The organism is Specibacter sp. AOP5-B1-6 (assembly GCF_052376555.1).
GTDB lineage: Bacteria > Actinomycetota > Actinomycetes > Actinomycetales > Micrococcaceae > Specibacter.
Genome location: NZ_JBQSVT010000025.1, coordinates 1 through 18875, shown reverse-complemented (window position 1 = coordinate 18875; position 18875 = coordinate 1). Strand labels below are relative to the sequence as shown.

Below are 18875 nucleotides of genomic sequence, written 5' to 3'. Positions count from 1 at the left end.
GTGGGGCCGGTTGCATCAAAGCAACCGGCCCCACTGTCTTGCTAAACACTGTCTTGCTGAAAACTAGCTAAAAACTCGTCCTGCCAAAAACAGCCGCTACGGTGCAGCGGTGGGTTCTGCGGCTTCTTCGGTTGCCTCGTCCTGCGGGGAGGTGCTGGGCTCTGCGGTCGGTTCCACCGTCGGGGCAACTGTGGGCACCAAGTTCTTGTACTCGGCCAAGGTGCCGTCAAGCACGGGGACCTGCAATGAGGCTGTTTCAGTTCCGGCGCCGGACTGGCGCAGTTCAAGGGTCTCAACGCTGCCCGGGCGTTCGGCCACTGTGCTGAGGATGGCCTGGTCAGCCTGATCGTTGAGGACCAGCGGCGCACCCGGCGGGACGGTGATTTCAGTCTGGGCGCCCTGGGCGCCGCTGAACGTCAGGGTGATGTCGGAGTCTGCCGTGTTGTAGAACGTGCCCGTGACACGGCCGGGAGCGCCCTCTGCTTCAGAAACGATCAACACGTTGCGCAATTCCAGCTGGCCCATGTCCAAGTGCACGCCGTCGGAAACGGTGACCGCCATGGCGGTGCTTTGCTGGTTGATGGCGCTGCAGCCGGTGAATGTCATGGCACCAATGCCGATGGCTGCAATCAGGCTCAAGCGTTGCGCTCGTTTGGTACCGCGGATGCCGGCAACGATTCTCACGTCAGTAACTCCTCAGGGAAAAGACAAAATATCTTTGCCCAGCTTATCCGTAATTGCGGTAAATGTACTCTTCCGCCATCCGGGTGCAACTTTGCTGGGGGAGGCCCCGGCCGCGGACTGCACTTCGGCGTCCGTTAGTCAAGGGGATGACCATTCTCCAATTGTTGGAGCAATTGCGCGGTCAGCGTAGCGATGGCGGGCCCTGACCTGCGGAAACTCAAGGGAGTGGCTGGTTAACCGTGGTAAACTAGAAGTATTGGAAAGGGAGAATCCACATGCTTTTTGAGGTCGGCGAGACAGTAGTTTACCCACACCACGGTGCGGCGAAGATCGAAGAGATCAAAATGCGCACTGTCCGGGGTGAAGAGAAGATGTATCTCAAGCTCAAGGTTGCGCAGGGGGATCTGACAATTGAAGTTCCCGCAGAGAATGTAGACCTTGTTGGGGTTCGCGATGTTGTAGGCAAGGAAGGGTTGCTGCACGTTTTTGAAGTGCTGCGCGCGGAGTTTACGGAGGAGCCCACCAACTGGTCTCGCCGTTACAAGGCAAACCTGGAAAAGCTTGCGTCCGGTGATGTCATCAAGGTTGCAGAGGTTGTTCGCGACCTGTGGCGCCGGGACAATGACCGCGGTTTGTCTGCGGGCGAGAAGCGCATGCTCGCCAAGGCACGTCAGATCTTGATTTCCGAGCTTGCACTGGCGGAAAAGACTGATGAAGACAAGGCAGCCGAAGTTCTTGACGAGGTTTTGGCTTCATAGTTTTTAGCGAGATTGGCAAGGCCCCTGCACCCAGCGGTGCAGGGGCTTTTTCATGAGCTGCCCACCTGTCCCGGCAGGGCCAGCAGCCAGGCCCCGGCACGATCACCGGCACAATGCCGGTGCGCCGGACTATTGTAGGGATTATGACTGAGATGAAGGCTGGATCGTGTGCCGTCGTGATAGTTGCAGCAGGATCCGGGCAGCGCCTGGGCCATGGAGTACCCAAGGCACGGGTGCCGCTGGGCGGTGAAGCGCTGCTTGTCCATGCCGTCCGCGGCGTGTTGAAGTCGGGCATTGCCGCGCAAATCTGTGTGGCCATCCCTGCAGGTGACGAGGAGCTCACGGCCATGTGCGGGAAGCTCGGCGCCGAGGCGGCCACCGCCGGTTTGGCATTCAGTGTCGTTGAAGGCGGTGCGCAGAGATCGGATTCGGTGTACGCCGCGTTGGCCAAAGTTGCCGAGGGCGTGACCACCGTGATGATCCACGATGCCGCCCGGCCGTTGGTACCGTCGGGCGTGTTCAACCGCATTGCAGCGGCCCTGAAGGACGGTGCAAAAGCCGTGATCCCGGCACTGGCCGTCTCCGACACCGTCAAAACCGTTGTGCCGGCCAACCTCCCCGCCACGGGTGCCGGGCTTGAGAAAGTTGTGGGCACGCCGGCCAGAAACCAGCTGCGCGCGGTGCAGACGCCCCAGGGCTTTGAGCTGGCAACTCTCCGCCGCGCCTACGCACATGCCTTGACGCTCGACGACGAAGCCGCCTCCCGCATCACCGACGACGCCATGCTCGTGGAAGCCTTGGGCGAGGACGTCTATGTGGTCCAGGGCTCAACCCACAGTTTCAAGATCACAACCCCCATGGACCTGCTGCTGGCCGAGGCCATGCTGGAAGGCCCGCTGCGGCCCCGCTGGATTGAAGGATAGCCCCATGCTTTTGCCCCGCACCGGAATCGGTGTCGACATCCACGCCTTTGCCCCCGAGGACAGCCCAGCGCCCCTCTGGCTGGCAGGGTTGCTGTGGGAAGGTGAACGCGGACTTAGCGGCCATTCCGACGGCGACGCAGTCGCCCACGCTGCCGCCGACGCCTTGTTTTCAGCTGCCGGCGTCGGAGACCTTGGCACGCACTTTGGCACCGACCGCCCCGAGTACAAGGGTGCCTCGGGCGTGACGTTGCTGGCCGAAGCAGCCAGGATTGTGCGCGAAGCCGGCTTTGAGATCGGCAACATCGCCGTGCAGTTTGTCGGCAACAGGCCCAAATTTTCTCCACGCCGCCACGAAGCCGAAGCCGTCCTGAGCGAGGCCGCGGGAGCCCCCGTGTCGGTGAGTGCCACCACCTCTGACGGACTGGGATTTCCCGGCCGCAGCGAAGGCATCACGGCCGTCGCCACGGCTCTGGTCGTCAGCACAGCCCGCCAAACAGCCCGCCTTGAGCACTCCGAATCCACCCGACGGGATACCCTAGAGCCGTGACCCTGCGCTTCCATGACTCCGCCTCCGCCGCCACCCGCGACTTCGTCCCGCTCAAAGAGGGCCAGGTTTCGCTGTATTATTGCGGCGCCACCGTCCAGGGCGAGCCGCACATTGGCCACGTCCGCTCGGCCCTCGCCTTTGACCAGCTGACCCGCTGGCTGCAGACCAGCGGCTACAACGTCACGGTCGTGCGCAACGTGACCGACATTGATGACAAGATCCTCGTCAAGGCGGTCGAGAACAACGAGCAGTGGTGGGCGCTGGCTTACCGCTTCGAACAGGCCTTTGCCACGGCATACGAATCGCTGGGCATCCAAAAGCCCACGTATGAGCCTCGCGCCACGGGCCACATCCCCGAGATGCACGCACTCATCACCCAGCTCATCGAGCGCGACCATGCCTACCCGGCCGTGGACGATTCCGGCGACGTCTACTTCGACGTCCGGTCCTGGCCCCAGTACGGCTCCTTGACGCACCAGAACATTGACGACATGCAGGCCGCGCCCGACGCCGACCCCCGGGGCAAGCGCGATCCACGCGACTTTGCACTATGGAAGGGCCACAAGGACGGTGATCCCGAGACCGCCAAGTGGGAGTCCCCTTGGGGCGCAGGCCGTCCCGGCTGGCACCTTGAGTGCTCCGCCATGGTCACCAAATACCTCGGCACCGAGTTCGACATCCACGGCGGCGGACTGGACCTGCGCTTCCCGCACCACGAAAACGAGATGGCCCAGTCGCAGGCCGCCGGCCACGGCTTCGCCAACTTCTGGATGCACAACGGCATGGTCACCTACCAGGGTGAAAAAATGTCCAAGTCCATCGGCAACACCATCAACCCGCGCGAAATGCTGGAGCTCGCCCGTCCGCTCGTGGTCCGCTACTACCTGGGCCAGGCGCATTACCGCTCGGTGCTGGACTACCGTCCGGGCTCACTCACGGAGGCCTCGGCCGCCGTCGAACGCATTGAGACGTTCATGCGCGCCGCCCATGCCGGATTGAACTCAACGGGTGAGCTTCTGCTGCTGCACGAACCGTGCGACATCAGAGATCTTCCCGGCGCCTTCCGCGCCGCCATGGACGACGACCTGAACATCCCGGCTGCCCTCGCCGTGCTGCACGAAACTGTGCGTGCGGGCAACACCGCACTCGCCAAGGGAGACACTGCAGCAACATTTGAGGCTTTCCAGTCCGCCATGGGCATGACAGATGCGTTGGGCATCAACCCGCTGGATGCGCAGTGGCAGCAGGGGAGTGGCTCGGAAGCCGAACTGACGGCCCTGGACGTGCTCGTCAAGGCCCAGCTCGAGGCCCGTGCGCAGGCCCGGGCGGAGAAGAACTGGGCAGAATCGGACCGGATTCGTGACCTGCTGGCAGCAGCCGGCGTGGACGTGGCCGACTCCGCAACAGGCTCCACCTGGTCCCTGAAGAAATAACCACCCCACCACTGCGGACGCTCGCGCAGATAAGGGCCGTTTTTCAACAACGCTCCTTCACATCTGGGGCACTTTTCGACACGCTGCGTCAAAGAGCGCAGGAGCGTTTCTGCTTTCTGCCCCGCACGTGCAGGAGCGTTCGAGGGGAAAGCGGTGGGCTGGTGCCCCGGCCCTTGCCCGCAACACGGTGAGACTGCGCACTTTTGGCGCCAACCACCACGGAATTTGCTTTGAGGCCGTAAGCTAATAGCTACGGGTGTGTTGTTTCCCGTTATGAGGCGTGCCAAAAATGTGCCCGCTGACAGATTTGTTTGACGAACTTCGGGGCCAGCAGTTAGGCGCCGCACCAATCGTAAGGGTTTCACCATGGCCAACAGTTCCCGTTCCGGCGCCGTCCGCAAGCTCAAGAAGGGTCCCGTCAAGGGCACAGGCGGGCTGGGCCGCAAGGCACTCGAGGGCAAGGGGCCAACCCCCAAGGCTGACGAACGCACGTACCACAAGGCGTTCAAGAACAAGGACCTTGCCGAGCGTTCGGCTGCCAAGCGCACCGGCACCAGCGCCTCCCCGCGCCGCAACAGCGGCCCCAAGGGCAAGGCCACCGAGGAGCTCGTCACGGGCCGCAACTCGGTTGTCGAGGCGCTGCGCGCGGGCATCCCCGCGAAGGCGCTGTACGTTGGCGTCCGCGTTGACATGGACGAGCGCGTCCGTGAGTCCATCAAGCTGGCCACCGAGCGCGGCATCCCGCTGTTGGAAGCCCACAAGCCCGAGCTGGACCGCCTCACCGAGGACGCCATCCACCAGGGCCTGGTGCTGCAGATTCCGCCGTACGAATACGAGGACGCCGTTGACACGGCCGGCGAGATCATCGCCAAATGGAAGAAGGGGCACATCACCAACGCCCCGTTGATCGTGGCCCTTGACGGCATCACCGACACGCGCAACCTTGGTGCGATCATCCGCAGCGTCTCGGCGTTCTCCGGCCACGCCGTGATCATCCCCGAGCGTCGCAGCGCGGGTGTGACTGCCGCAGCCTGGAAGACCAGTGCCGGTGCCGCCGTGCGCGTGCCCGTTGCCAAGGCGCCGAACTTGAACCGTGCCATCGGTGCGTTCCAGAAGATGGGCTACTTCGTGTTGGGGCTCGACGGCGACGGCGACGTTTCGCTGCCCGACCTCACCCTGGCGCAGGAGCCCGTGTGCATCGTGGTTGGCTCCGAGGGCAAGGGCCTGTCCCGGCTCGTGCGTGAAAACTGCGACCAGATCGTCTCCATCCCGATCAACTCCGCCATGGAGTCCCTGAACGCCTCCATGGCCGTGGGCATCAGCCTCTACGAAATCTCAAGGCAGCGGGCGGTCCAGGCTTAACCATGGCAGCTACCGCCGTCGAGGCCATCAGCAACCTGGGGGCGGCCTTGTCGCGCCATTTTCCCCTGGGCGTCAGTGCGATTCCAGGCGAACATGGCGCGTCGGCGGCCAACGTGGCCGTTTATTCACCGACCTACCGTGACGTCGTGCTGTGCTTCCAACCTCCCGGCGGCGTCTGGAAGGCAGTCAAGCTGCCCGACAAGACCGACGGCGTCCACCACGGCCTGGTGGAAAACATGCCGGCGGGCAGCCGCTACGGTTTTTACACCGACTTCGTGGCCTCGCAGGAGGACATGCTCCTGATAGACCCGGAAGCTGTGCAGCTGCTGCTGGATCCGTACGGCCACTACATTGACGAGGCCACCGGCCCCGACGGCGTCACCCGGTACCAGTCGGTGCGGATGGATTCCGATTTTGACTGGGGCACGGTCACCCGGCCGAACACGCCGTGGCGCGAAACAGTGTTTTATGAGGCACACGTGCGCGGGCAGACAATGCTGCACCCGGACGTGCCCGAGGAAATTCGGGGGAGCTATGCCGGCATGGCCCACCCCGCCATGATCCAGCACCTGCAGGAGCTGGGCGTGACCGCCGTCGAACTTCTGCCTGTGCACTTTCACATCGATGAACCGCACCTGCACGGCACGGGGATGAGCAATTACTGGGGCTACAACACGCTGGGCTTCTTCGCCCCGCACGTGGAGTATGCCAGCGCCGCCGCGCGCGCAGCCGGGCCGCAAGCCGTGCAGGCCGAACTCAAGGGCATGATCAAGCTGCTGCACCTGGCAGGCATCGAAGTGATCCTCGACGTCGTGTACAACCACACTGCCGAGGGCGGCCGCGGCGGGCCCGCCTACAGTTGGCGCGGGTTGGCTGAAGAGCAGTACTACCGCCTGCGCGACGGTGAGTATTACGACACCACCGGCTGCGGAAACACCTTGAATTTCGGCAACCCGCACGTCATCAAGATGGCCATGGATTCGCTGCGTTACTGGGTGGAAGAGTTCCACATTGACGGCTTCCGCTTTGACCTTGCCGTCTCTCTTGCGCGCAACGGCATCCACGAGTTCACCAACCAGCACCCGTTCCTGCTGGCGGCCGCCACCGACGGAGTGCTGTCCTCCACGAAGCTCATTTCCGAGCCGTGGGATGTTGGCTACGGCGGCTGGCAGACGGGCAACTTCCCCACCGGCTGGGCCGACTGGAACGACTCCTTCCGCGACACCGTTCGTGAAGTATGGCTGACCGACAGGGCCGCCATGCTGGCCGGCAACCACCACAACGGGCTGGCCACGTTTGGCGATGCATTGGGCGGGTCGGCGGAGCTGTTTGCCGCATCGGGGCGCAGCAGCATGGCTTCGATCAACTTGATCACCGCCCACGACGGCTTCACCCTGGCTGACCTCACCACGTACAACGAAAAGCACAACGAGGACAACCAGGAAGACAACCGCGACGGCACCGGCGAGAACCGCAGCTGGAACCACGGCGTTGAGGGCATCACCAACAACCCGGACACGCTGGCCCAGCGCGCCAGGACGGCCCGCAACCTCATGGCCACCATGCTCCTCGCCATGGGCGTGCCCATGATCACCGCCGGCGACGAGCTCGGGCGCAGCCAGGGCGGCAACAACAACGTTTACTGCCAGGACAATGAGATCGCCTGGGTTGACTGGACCATGGACGAGGAAGCCAAGGCCATGCTGGCCGCGACGACCCGCCTGGTGCAGCTTCGCAAGGACTTCCTGGCCGCCCAGCCCAGCACATATCCCACACGCGGCGGGCAGTCGTTCATCCACTGGTTCGGTGCCGATGGCCTGCCCATGACGCCGGACCGCTGGAAGAACCCGCACGAACGCGTGCTCACCATGCTCCTGGGTTCCCCCGACGGCAAGGTTGACGGGCTGGTCGTGTTCAACACCGGTGTGACCGATGAGGACGTGGTGCTGCCCGCGAATCCGCGCTTTGACGCCCCGGATGCCCCCGAAGAGGGCGGCGAGGAGGGCGCCGAAGCGGGTGCCGAAGCGGTGGAGCAGGCAGTCGAGCAGGCGGAAAGTCAGCCTGAGACCGCCGGGCCCCGGCCCTACATGCTGCGGATGACGACGGAGGCTCCCGCACTGACGGACGACGGCGAACCCACCTTCCGCCTGCCCCGTTCCGTGCCGCTGGTCGACGCAGGCGACGCCGTCCGGGTGGATGCCAACACCGTCCAGATTTTCCGCAACGACCTGACGCAGCCCTGACCCGAAGCCCGATCCCCACCCCGCCCTGCCCCGAACCACGCCCCACCCCGAACTAACCCGCAGAAGTGGTTGCTGAATCAACGTTTACAAGTTGATTTAGCAACCACTTCTGCGGGTTAGTTGGGCAGGGGAGGGAGTTACGCCGTGGCGATCAGCCCCAGTTCGGCGGGGTTGGCCAGTGCGGCGTGCCGGGGCAGGACCTTGACGCCGTAGCCAAAGTTCCCTGAGCGGTCGATGAACAGCTCGGCGGAGAACTGGTAGCGTCCCTCGCCCTTGTCCTGCACTGTCTCCAGTGCGAGGCTGCGGGTGTCGGCCAGGTCGTCCGTTTCCCCGGCCGTGCCGTAGACGACGCTGACCTGCACGTCGTCGGGACGCAGCTCGCCGAGGTTGACGTGGGCCCGGACCTGCAGTGATTCGCCAATTTGGGGTTCATCACGCAGCCCGTGCGATTCCACGTGATCAATGTGGACCCCGTGCCACGCAGGCCGGACATGGTCGATCCAGGCTGCGTACTCTCTGGTGGCGGCAAAGTCGTTGGCCCGTGCCACGCGGCCGGATTCGGCTGCCGGCTGGTACAAACGCTGTACATATTCGGCCACCATGCGATTGGCTGAGACCTGCGGGCCCAGTTCGGCCAGGGTGTGCTTGATCATCGAGATCCAGTGCGACGGCAGGCCGCCGTCGTGCGGCTGTGAAGGCCCGGCGGCACCGGCACCCGCGGCCACGACTTCGCCGTAGAACTTGGGGGCCACCTGGGTTTCCAACAGCTCGTACAGGGCCGCGGACTCAATGTCGTCGCGTTCCTCATCACTGGTCCCGGTATTTGCCGTCGGGATCGCCCAGCCGTTTTCGCCGTCGTACATTTCATCCCACCAGCCGTCCATGACCGACAGGTTCAGCGAGCCGTTGATGGCGGCCTTCATGCCCGAGGTGCCGCATGCTTCCAGCGGGCGCAGCGGGTTGTTCAGCCACACGTCGCAGCCGGGGAAGAGCGTGCGGGCCATGGCGATGTCGTAGTTGGGCAGGAAGATGATCCGGTGGCGGACGTCGGGGTCGTCGGTGAACTGGACCAGGTCCTGGATCATCTTCTTGCCGGCGTCGTCGGCGGGGTGCGACTTGCCGGCAATGATGATTTGGATCGGGTGCTCGGGGTGCAGCAGCAGCGCCTTGAGCCGGGCCGGGTCGCGCAGCATCAGCGTCAGTCGCTTGTAGGTGGGGACGCGGCGGGCAAAACCAATCGTGAGCACATCCGGGTCCAGGACGGAATCAGTCCAGGCCAGCTGGGCGTCGGCGGCACCGCGCTTCTTCCAGGAGGAGCGCAGCCGACGGCGGGCGTCATCCACCAGCGCCGACCGCAAGCGACGGCGAAGCGCCCAGACGTCCTCGTCACTCACCTCATAAACCTTGGACCAGTCGGGCCCGTCCAGGACCTCGGCGCCGAAGCGTTCCCGTGCCAGCGCGGCCAGCTGGGGGTCAACCCAGGTGGGCACGTGCACGCCGTTCGTGACGGAGGTGATGGGGACGTCCTGCTGGTCGAAGCCCGGCCAGAGTCCTGCGAACATGCCGCGGGAGACGACGCCATGCAGCTTGGCCACGCCGTTGGCGCGCTGGGCCAGGCGCAACCCCATGACGGCCATGTTGAACACCTCGGAGTCGCCGCCGTCGTAATTTTCCGCCCCGAGGGACAGGATCTGGTCCACGGGAACGCCGGGGGCCAGTTGGCCGGCAAAGAAGTGCTCGATCATGCCGCGGGGGAAGCGGTCGATGCCGGCCGGGACCGGTGTGTGGGTGGTGAAGACGGTCGACGCGCGGCCGGCCGCCAGTGCCTCACCCCACGAGAGCGGGTGTTCGGTGACCGCGGGGTCCATGAGTTCGCGGATGCGCTCGATGCCCAGGAAGCCGGCGTGGCCCTCGTTGGTGTGGAAAACTTCCGGCGCGGCCGTGCCGGTCAGCCGGGCGTGGACGCGCAGGGCCTTAACGCCGCCCATGCCCAGAAGCAGTTCCTGGGTCAGGCGGTGGTCGCCGCCGCCGCCGTACAGCCGGTCGGTGACCCCGCGGGCCGCGTCGTCATTTTCGGCCACGTTGGAATCCAGCAGCAGCAGGGGCACCCGGCCCACATCCGCACGCCAAATGTGCGCCCGCAGCACTCTGTGGTCGGGCAGCGGCAGTTGAATCTGGATGGGCGTGCCGTCGTCTTCGCGCAGAAGTGTCAGTGGCAGCGCATCCGGGTCAAGCAGCGGGTAGCTCTCCTGCTGCCACGCGTCCTTGGACAGCGACTGCTTGAAGTAGCCCGCCTGGTAGAGAAGTCCGACGCCGATCAGCGGCACCCCGAGGTCGGATGCGGACTTGAGGTGGTCACCGGCCAGAATGCCCAGCCCGCCCGAGTACTGGGGGAGGACTTCGGTAATGCCGAATTCGGGGGAGAAGTAGGCGATGCAGGCGGGCGGCTGGGCGCCGGACGTGTTGGCGCCGGCGTCGCTGGAAGTGGTGAGTCCCTGGTACCACCGCGGTTCGTTGAGGTAGCTGTCCAGGCTGGCTTCGGCGGCGGCCACGGCGGCCACGACCTCCGGATCCCCGGCCAGCCCCTGCAGCTGCTCGCGGGACAGTGCCGCGAGCATGGCCAAGGGATCGTGACGGGAATCTTCCCAAATCTCAGGGTTGAGGGATTCAAACAGGGCGCGGGTCGGCAGATGCCAGGACCAGCGGAGATTGGTGGCCAACCGGGTCAGCGCGGAAATCTGCGCAGGGACGACGGTGCGAACTGTAAATCTGCGGATTGCCTTCATGCCGGTCAGGATAGCCCAGAATGGGCCGTTCACTGCAGCGGTGAATGTCCAATGGTCGGTTCATTACGTCAAGCCGCCGGTCCCGCCGGAATGATGCGGCCGAACCAGCCTGAATATGGCTGCCGCTCCGGCCCGATTATGGTCCGCGTGTGACGCACCAACGCGCCGATGTGGCGGAAGACCTTAGCAATCTGCGCGGGGAGTCGCTAACGTCTAGTTTGTGAGTACTTTTAAGCCTTCGCGCAATGTGCCAGCCGCCGCTGCCTCCGCAGCCGCACCCGCAGGCGCTTCTGCGGGTGCCACCGCTCGGGCCGCGACTTCTGCGGGTGCCGCCGCGCCGGCCGGCGCCTCTGCCGCCGCTCGGGCCGCCGGCGCCGGTGCGCCCGCCGCGCCCGCCGCGCCGGCCACCACTTCTGCCAGGGCCGGTATTCAGGCGGGGCTGCGCTTCGGCCGGATTCCCATTACCAATGTTCAGCCCGTCCTGGAAGGCGGCAAGTTCCCGGCCAAGGCGGTCCGCGGCGGCGATGTCCGTGTCAGCGCAGTGGTGTTCCGGGAGGGCCACGACCTTTTGGGTGCCACCGCGGTGCTCTTTGCCCCGGATGGCAGCGAAGCGCAGCGCGCCAGGCTCAAGCCGGGCCCCAAGGGCACCGATTCGTGGGAAGGCGTGCTCACCCCCTCCCATGAAGGCAATTGGAGCTTTGTCATCGAGGGCTGGAGCGATCTGTACGCCACCTGGTCCCACAACGCCCAGGTGAAAATCAATGCGGACGTCGATGTGGACGTCATGTTGGCCGAAGGTGCGCTGCTGTTGGGTGAGGCAGCCAAGTCAGCCAAGGACACTGCGCCCGGCGCGGCCAAGGTGTTCAAGCAGGCCGCCCGAGCACTGGCGGATCCGTCCCTGAACGTCAATGACCGCCTGGCCGCCGGCACCGGTGCGGAGGTGCGTGCCGCCGTCGTCCGTTTCCCGCTGCGGGATCTGGTGACGGCCACCGGGAAATTCCCGCTTCTGGTTGAACGCGACGCTGCAGGCCGCGGCGCCTGGTACGAGTTCTTTCCGCGGTCCGAGGGTGCCATGCGCCATCCCGAGACCGGCCAATGGACCAGCGGCAATTTCCGCACTGCCGTGCACCGGCTGCCGGCAGTCGCGACGATGGGCTTCGACGTCGTCTACCTGCCGCCCATCCATCCGATCGGGACCCTCAACCGCAAGGGGCCCAACAATTCGCTGTTGGCCGGACCGTCGGATCCCGGGTCGCCCTGGGCCATTGGTTCGGCGGCTGGCGGGCATGATGCCATCCACCCGGAACTGGGGACTTTTGCCGATTTTGACGCGTTCGTGGCGGCTGCCCAGGAGCTGAATCTGGAAGTTGCGCTGGATCTGGCGCTGCAATGCGCCCCGGACCACCCATGGGCCACGGCGCACCCGGAATGGTTCACCACGCGGGTTGACGGCACGATTGCCTACGCTGAAAACCCGCCGAAAAAGTACCAGGACATCTACCCGCTGAACTTTGACAACGATCCCGAGGGGCTGTCGGCGGAGATTTTGCGGATTGTGCGGTTGTGGATTGACCACGGCGTGCGCATTTTCCGGGTGGACAACCCGCACACGAAGCCCGTCTGGTTCTGGGAATGGCTCATTGGCACGATCAACGCGGAACGGCCCGACATTGTGTTCCTGGCCGAGGCATTTACGCGCCCGGCCATGATGGCGGCACTGGGACGGGCCGGATTCCAGCAGTCGTACAGTTACTTTACGTGGCGCAACACCAAGGAGGAGCTGGAGGAGTACCTGGTGCACGTGAGCCGCGAGTCGGCCGGCTATTTCCGCCCCAACTTCTTCGTGAACACCCCTGACATCCTGACCGAGTACCTGCAGTACGGCGGGCCGGCGGCGTTCAAGATCCGCGCCATCCTGGCCGCCATGGGCAGCCCGCTGTGGGGGATGTATGCCGGTTACGAGCTGTATGAACACGTGGCCCGGCCCGGCTCCGAAGAAAACATCGACAATGAAAAATATGAGTTCAAGGACCGCAACTTTGCCGCCGCCGAGGCGCAGGGCAACTCGCTGGCACCGTTTGTCACGCTGCTGAACACCATCCGTCGGGCGCACCCGGCGCTGCTGGACCTGCAAAACCTGAGCCTGCACGAAAGCTCGGACCCGGCCACGCTGGTGTTCAGCAAGCACAAATTAATTGCCGCCACCGCGGAGGAGCCGGCCCGCAAGGACACCATCATCGTCGTGATCAACGTTGACCCGCACAGCATGCGCGAAGGCGAAGTGACCTTGGACCTTGACGCGTTGGAGCTTGACGGGCTGTCCCCGGATGGGACGTTCCTGGTGGACGAGCTCATCACGGGGGCCACCTGGAACTGGGGCAAGAAAAACTACTTCCGGCTGGATGCCCACCTGGAACCGGCCCACATCCTGCACATCAGGCGCTGACCCATGGCCTTCCCGTACTCGAACAGTGCACCGCAGTTCAACTTGAACGCACCGGGGCTGGCCCACGACCCGCACTGGTACCGGAAGGCCGTCTTTTACGAGGTGCTCGTGCAGAGTTTTGCCGACGCCAACGGTGACGGGGCGGGTGACTTTTCCGGGCTGATCTCGCGCCTCGACTACCTGCAGTGGCTGGGCGTCGACTGCCTGTGGCTGCCCCCGTTCTTTGACTCGCCATTGCTCGACGGCGGTTACGACGTCCGCGATTTCACGGCCGTCATGGAAACGTACGGCACCATTTCAGACTTCAAGTCGCTGGTGACCCAGGCGCACGAACGCGGCATGCGGATCCTCATCGACCTGCCCATCAACCACACCTCCGACCAACACCGGTGGTTCAAGGCCTCAAGGGAAGAGCCCGACGGGCCCTTCGGCGACTTTTACATGTGGAGTGACACCACCGAGCTGTATCAGGACGCCCGGGTCATCTTTGTCGACACGGAAGAATCCAACTGGACCTTTGATCCCATCCGCCGCCAATTCTTTTGGCACAGGTTTTTCAGCCACCAGCCAGACCTGAACTTCAGAAACCCCGCCGTGCGGGAAGCCATTTTTGATGTGGTGCGGTTTTGGCTCCAACAGGGCATCGACGGCTTCCGGGCCGACGCCATTCCCTACCTCTTCGCCGAAGACGGCACCAACTGCGAAAACCTGCCCGAAACCCACCAGTTCCTGCAGGATTTGCGCGCCATGGTTGACGCCGAGTTCCCCGGGCGGATCATCGTCGCCGAGGCCAACCAGATGCCCCACGAAGTGGTGGACTACTTTGGCACCGAAGAGGAACCCGAATGCCACATGGCCTTCCACTTCCCCATCATGCCCAGGCTCTACTACGCACTGCGGGACCAGAAGGCAGCCCCCATCATCGACACCATGGCCAACACGCCCCACATTCCCCGTGGCGCCCAGTGGGGGACGTTCCTGCGAAACCACGACGAACTCACCCTGGAGATGGTCACGCCCACGGAACGCGAAGCGATGCTTGGCTGGTACGCGCCCGACTCGCGCATGCAGGCAAACATTGGCATCCGACGTCGTCTGGCACCGCTGCTGGACAACTCAAGGGCCGAAATTGAGCTCATCAATGCGCTGCTGCTGGCCCTGCCCGGCAGCCCGTTCCTGTATTACGGGGATGAAATCGGCATGGGCGACAACATCTGGCTCGACGACAGGGACGCCTCCCGCACGCCCATGCAGTGGAACCCCGACCGCAACGCAGGGTTCTCCAACACCGATCCCGGGAAGCTCTTTCTGCCGGTGGTGCAGTCGCTGGTGTATCACTACAATCATGTCAACGTTGAGGCGCAGACGGCACACACCAGTTCGCTGCTGCATTGGAACAAGGAAATCCTGCGCATCCGCAGGGCCCACCCCGCCTTCGGGCTGGGCCGCTACGAAAACGTGCCCACCTCGCACGACTCGGTGCTCGCGTTCCTGCGCGTCCTGCCGGTGGGGAACGAGGAAGGCGAGACGCCCGAATCGATCCTGTGCGTTTTCAACCTCTCCCAGCACCCCTCGGCCGCCACCATCCATGTGCCCACGCTCGCCGGCCGCGGTCTGCGGGACGTGTTCGGCGGCGACGTCTTTCCCGGCATCGACGACGACGGCAAGCTCACCTTGACCCTCGGCTCCTACGATTTCTTCTGGCTGCGCGTGCGCTCACAGTCCTCCAATGTGCTCTCCACGCAGACGCAGGCACTGCCGGTGATTGACGGAACGGTGCATGGATACTGATGGCCACGCTCCTTGACCTGTTGGCGGACTGGCTGCCGCAGCAACGCTGGTATCCCCGCAAGGGCGACGCCGGCGTTGGTGCGCGGCTTGGCGTCGCGGACAGTTTTGAGCTGACCTCGCCCGACCCTGCCGTGTCCCTGCTCGTCCTGCTGGTCACAGTGGATTTTCCCGGTGCCGCGCCCGGCAGCGGCATCGGTCCTGTGACCGGCACGTCCGACGTCGGGACCGGCCTCACGCTGCAAGTTCCGCTGAGCATCCACCATCATGGCTCAAATGTGCTAACTAAGCCAGACGCTGGCGACGGCCTCGATCAATCGGCCAGCGGAAGCGGGTGCGGGGTCCCGTTGGGGGATGCCGAAGCCAGCGGACCGTGGCCAGGCGGGCGCGTGTATGAAGGTTTGGCCGACCCTGCCTTTCTGCAGGCGTGGCTCATGGAAGCTCTCAGCCCCGGCCCCGTGCAGCCTAATGCTTCGGGACGGATGCATGTCTGGCGAAACCCGGATTTGGGTGACACGGATGTTGTGCCGGCAACCGGCATTCGGTTGGTGAACTCCGAACAATCCAACAGTTCGGTCATTTTCCGGCTCGGGCGGCGGCCGCTCATTGCCAAATTCTTTCGGGTCATCCATGCCGGTGTGCACCCGGAAGTGGAGATTGGCAGCGCACTGGCCGGCTCGGTCAGCCCAGCCGGGGAACTGAATGTTCCGCTGCTGCAAGTCGCTGTGGGGTACGGGGAAGCAAACACCACCCTCTTTGTCGTTCACGATTTCATCACTGGGGCAGCTGACGGCTGGGCGTTCGCGCTGCAATCCGCCAATGGGCAGGACGACTTTTCGGCCGACGCCCGTGCCATTGGCGTGGCGCTCGCCCGTGTTCATGCCAGCCTGCGCCAATCCCTGGGGGTGAGCAACCATGGAACAGCAGAGACAGCGGACTTCACACGGGCGGTCGCTGCCCGGCTGAAGTGGGCGTGGCACCTGGTGGGCGGCGCCGTCGGGCCTTATGGGAATGCTTTCCAAACTGTATTAACACAGCTGGACGAAATAAAAGCCCTGCCGCCGGTCCAGCGCATTCATGGGGACCTGCACCTGGGCCAGCTCCTGCGCAAGGAGTCAGCCGGGGCTGGCAGCTGGTACATCCTGGACTTTGAAGGTGAACCGCTGCGGGCACTGGCCGAGCGCGGCCGCCCTGACGTGGCACTGCGGGACATTGCCGGGATGCTGCGGTCATTTGACTATGCCGGGGCACAGGCTGCCGCCACTGGTGCGGTGACGGAGGCGCAAGGTGGCGAGTGGGCAAGGACGGGTGCCGACGCTTTTGTGGAGGGTTATGAAAGCGCGTCCGGGAAGGCGGTTCCACGCAATAGTGCGCTATTCGTGGCATTGTGGCTGGACAAGGCCTTATACGAAGTTGTTTATGAACTGCAAAATCGGCCCAACTGGGCTTGGGTGCCGATAAGCGCTGTGCGGGAATTGTTTGAATCAAGGGAAAGCGGTGTGGACATGGGACTGAATAAAATGGCCCCTCTTGCAGTCAATGCAGGAGTCTTGGCACGAATTTCCGAGGGGACCTACTACGCACCCCACTCGGTGCTGGGCGCACACCTTGACGGCGACGGTTTCGCCACAGTCCGGGCGCTGCGGCACCTGGCCACGTCGGTGCAGCTGGTCACAGGCAGCGGGGAATTCCCGATGACCCATGAACACGGCGGTGTCTGGGTCGCGGTGGTTCCGGTCGAGGAGCCGGGACACGCGCCCGATTACCGGTTGGACGTCAGCTATGGCGACGGCGTGCACCGCACCGATGATCCCTATCGGTACCTGCCCACTGTGGGCGAATTGGACATGCATCTCATGGCCGAGGGCAGGCACGAGACATTGTGGACTGTCTTGGGTGCGCACGTGCAGCGCTACCACTCCGCGTTGGGCCAAGTGACTGGCGTGAGTTTCGCCGTGTGGGTGCCGGCCGTGCAGGCTGTCCGGGTCATTGGCGAGTTCAATGGCTGGGACGGGCGCGGGCATGCCATGCGAAGCCTTGGCAACAGCGGAATTTGGGAATTGTTCATTCCGGACGTCGCTGCCGGGGACCGCTACAAGTTTGAAATCCTCACCGAACAGGGGGAGTGGCTGCAAAAGGCGGACCCCATGGCGTACGGGACCGAGGTGCCGCCGCTGACAGCTTCACGGGTCGTTGAATCAACGTATTCCTTCCAGGACGACGTCTGGATGGCCCAACGTGCCAAGACAGACCCGCACAATGCGCCGATGAGCGTCTATGAAGTCCATTTGGGCTCCTGGCGGTTGGGTTTGAGCTACGTAGACCTTGCCAAGGAGTTGGTGGACTACGTCAAGGGGCTTGGATTCACTCACGTGGAACTCATGCCCGTGTCTGAGCACCCCTTTGGCGGCTCGTGGGGCTATCAAGTCACCTCTTACTACGCGCCGACGGCGCGTTTTGGCCATCCGGATGAGTTCCGTTTCCTTGTTGACTCGCTGCATCAGGCGGGCATCGGCGTCATCATGGACTGGGTGCCGGCGCACTTCCCCAAGGATGAATGGGCGCTGGCCAAATTCAATGGTGGCGCGCAGTACGAACACCCAAACCCCCAGCTGGGTGAGCACCCCGACTGGGGGACGTTGATCTTTGACTTTGGCCGCAACGAGGTCAGGAACTTCCTGGTGGCCAACGCCCTCTACTGGTTTGAGGAGTTCCACGTTGACGGGCTGCGGGTGGACGCCGTGGCGTCAATGCTGTATTTGGACTACTCGCGGGAGGAAGGCCAGTGGAGCCCGAACCGTTTTGGCGGCCGGGAGAACCTGGAGGCAATCACTTTCCTGCAGGAGATGAATGCCACGGCCTACCGGCGCAACCCCGGCATTGTCACCATTGCCGAGGAATCAACCGCGTTCCCCGGCGTCACCTCGCCCACCAGCGGGGGTGGACTCGGCTTCGGCATCAAGTGGAACATGGGCTGGATGCATGACTCGCTGACCTACATGGCCGAGGATCCCGTGAACCGGGGTTGGCACCACAACCAGATCACGTTCTCCATGGTGTACGCGTTTACGGAGAGTTTCCTGCTGCCGATCAGCCATGACGAAGTGGTGCATGGCAAGGGCTCCCTGCTGCGCAAGATGCCAGGCGACAGGTGGCAGCAGCTGGCCAACTTGCGGGCCTATTTGGCATTCCAGTGGGCCCATCCGGGAAAACAGCTGATCTTCATGGGTACTGAGTTCGGCCAGGAAGCCGAATGGAGTGAGCAGCACGGACTCGACTGGTGGCTCGCCGACAACCCGGCACACAGTGCCATTCAGTCACTGGTCAAGGATTTGAACGAATCCTATTCCAGCACCCCCGCCCTGTATGAGCTGGACAATGTTCCGGACGGATTCTCGTGGCTCAACGGCGGAGACACTGCCAACAACATCGTCTCCTTTGTCCGCTGGGACAAGGATCGCAACCCCCTGGTGTGCATCTTCAACTTCGCCGGCGTTGCTTACGAGGGATACAGGGTGGGTCTCCCGTCGGCCGGCCTGTGGCAGGAGCTGCTCAATACAGACCTGGCCGCATACGGCGGCTCCGACGTGAAAAACACGGGGGAACTGCAGGCCGAAGAACTTGCCTGGGACGGCCAAGAGGCCTCGCTGAGGTTGCGGGTGCCGCCACTTGGTGCACTGTATTTGTCTCCCGTGGGCCGCTAGAAACCGGGACCTGAAGGACACCTGCCCGCCGTTTTGTGTTCCCGGCGGGCAGGTGCTATTGTTAGTACTCCGCTGAACGAACGGTTCAGATCCGGACCAGACCAAACCAAATGGCCTCGAAAAAAGGCTCAATGGGTTATGTTCAAATGAGAGTTTGAATATCGGCTTGGAATCAAGGATTTGACTTACTGGTATTCATGC

At 63.8% G+C, this 18875-nt stretch carries 11 protein-coding genes; 9 read left to right on the top strand and 2 right to left on the bottom strand.

The window, feature by feature from the left end:
- Nucleotides 1–96: 96 nt before the first annotated feature.
- The gene (locus ACT3TS_RS13130) at nucleotides 97–684 is read right to left on the bottom strand and encodes a hypothetical protein (RefSeq protein ID WP_444531966.1); all 588 of its coding nucleotides are present in this window, start codon (nucleotides 682–684) and stop codon (nucleotides 97–99) included.
- Between the two features lie 275 nt (nucleotides 685–959).
- Between ACT3TS_RS13130 and ACT3TS_RS13125 the strand changes: the two genes are divergently transcribed.
- The 6 genes from ACT3TS_RS13125 to glgX all read left to right on the top strand — a co-directional run bounded on the left by ACT3TS_RS13125 (nucleotide 960) and on the right by glgX (nucleotide 7950).
- Nucleotides 960–1442 (top strand): CarD family transcriptional regulator, encoded by a 483-nt coding sequence (locus ACT3TS_RS13125; protein WP_283531423.1) that lies wholly within the window; start codon nucleotides 960–962, stop codon nucleotides 1440–1442.
- 143 nt (nucleotides 1443–1585) lie between these two features.
- Complete coding sequence (gene ispD / locus ACT3TS_RS13120) at nucleotides 1586–2365, top strand: 2-C-methyl-D-erythritol 4-phosphate cytidylyltransferase (RefSeq protein WP_444531965.1); 780 nt, start codon at nucleotides 1586–1588, stop codon at nucleotides 2363–2365.
- A 4-nt stretch (nucleotides 2366–2369) separates the two neighbouring features.
- Nucleotides 2370–2912: a 2-C-methyl-D-erythritol 2,4-cyclodiphosphate synthase gene (gene ispF, locus ACT3TS_RS13115; protein WP_444531964.1), complete on the top strand. Its 543-nt coding sequence runs from the start codon at nucleotides 2370–2372 to the stop codon at nucleotides 2910–2912.
- Nucleotides 2909–4345: a cysteine--tRNA ligase gene (gene cysS, locus ACT3TS_RS13110; protein ID WP_444531963.1), complete on the top strand. Its 1437-nt coding sequence runs from the start codon at nucleotides 2909–2911 to the stop codon at nucleotides 4343–4345. Before ispF ends, cysS begins: the two co-directional genes overlap by 4 nt.
- A 366-nt stretch (nucleotides 4346–4711) precedes the next feature.
- A complete protein-coding gene (rlmB, locus tag ACT3TS_RS13105; RefSeq protein WP_444531962.1) occupies nucleotides 4712–5707 on the top strand; it encodes a 23S rRNA (guanosine(2251)-2'-O)-methyltransferase RlmB in 996 nt (331 codons plus the stop codon).
- Nucleotides 5708–5709: 2 nt separating this feature from the next.
- Complete coding sequence (gene glgX / locus ACT3TS_RS13100) at nucleotides 5710–7950, top strand: glycogen debranching protein GlgX (protein ID WP_444531961.1); 2241 nt, start codon at nucleotides 5710–5712, stop codon at nucleotides 7948–7950.
- A gap of 137 nt (nucleotides 7951–8087) precedes the next feature.
- Here the strand turns inward: glgX and glgP are convergent, their stop codons facing one another.
- Nucleotides 8088–10736, bottom strand: a complete 2649-nt coding sequence (gene glgP / locus ACT3TS_RS13095) for an alpha-glucan family phosphorylase (RefSeq protein WP_444531960.1) — start codon at nucleotides 10734–10736, stop codon at nucleotides 8088–8090.
- A gap of 427 nt (nucleotides 10737–11163) precedes the next feature.
- On the opposite strand from glgP, the gene ACT3TS_RS13090 reads away from it, so the two are divergent.
- From ACT3TS_RS13090 to glgB, 3 genes are read left to right on the top strand one after another with little or no spacing between them, the layout of a single operon-like run.
- The gene (locus ACT3TS_RS13090) at nucleotides 11164–13182 is read left to right on the top strand and encodes an alpha-1,4-glucan--maltose-1-phosphate maltosyltransferase (RefSeq protein WP_444531996.1); all 2019 of its coding nucleotides are present in this window, start codon (nucleotides 11164–11166) and stop codon (nucleotides 13180–13182) included.
- Nucleotides 13183–13185: 3 nt separating this feature from the next.
- Nucleotides 13186–14973 (top strand): maltose alpha-D-glucosyltransferase, encoded by a 1788-nt coding sequence (gene treS, locus ACT3TS_RS13085; protein ID WP_444531959.1) that lies wholly within the window; start codon nucleotides 13186–13188, stop codon nucleotides 14971–14973.
- On the top strand, nucleotides 14973–18674 hold the full coding sequence (gene glgB, locus ACT3TS_RS13080; protein ID WP_444531958.1) for a 1,4-alpha-glucan branching protein GlgB: 3702 nt from the start codon (nucleotides 14973–14975) through the stop codon (nucleotides 18672–18674). The genes treS and glgB overlap by 1 nt, the downstream gene beginning before the upstream one ends.
- The last annotated feature ends 201 nt before the right edge of the window (nucleotides 18675–18875 follow it).

Coding starts and splice junctions, on each gene's coding strand:
- ACT3TS_RS13125 (WP_283531423.1), top strand. CDS start 960: ATGCTTTTTGAGGTCGGCGAGACAGTAGTTTACCCACACCACGGTGCG.
- ispD (WP_444531965.1), top strand. CDS start 1,586: ATGACTGAGATGAAGGCTGGATCGTGTGCCGTCGTGATAGTTGCAGCA.
- ispF (WP_444531964.1), top strand. CDS start 2,370: ATGCTTTTGCCCCGCACCGGAATCGGTGTCGACATCCACGCCTTTGCC.
- rlmB (WP_444531962.1), top strand. CDS start 4,712: ATGGCCAACAGTTCCCGTTCCGGCGCCGTCCGCAAGCTCAAGAAGGGT.
- glgX (WP_444531961.1), top strand. CDS start 5,710: ATGGCAGCTACCGCCGTCGAGGCCATCAGCAACCTGGGGGCGGCCTTG.
- glgP (WP_444531960.1), bottom strand. CDS start 10,736: ATGAAGGCAATCCGCAGATTTACAGTTCGCACCGTCGTCCCTGCGCAG.
- treS (WP_444531959.1), top strand. CDS start 13,186: ATGGCCTTCCCGTACTCGAACAGTGCACCGCAGTTCAACTTGAACGCA.
- glgB (WP_444531958.1), top strand. CDS start 14,973: ATGGCCACGCTCCTTGACCTGTTGGCGGACTGGCTGCCGCAGCAACGC.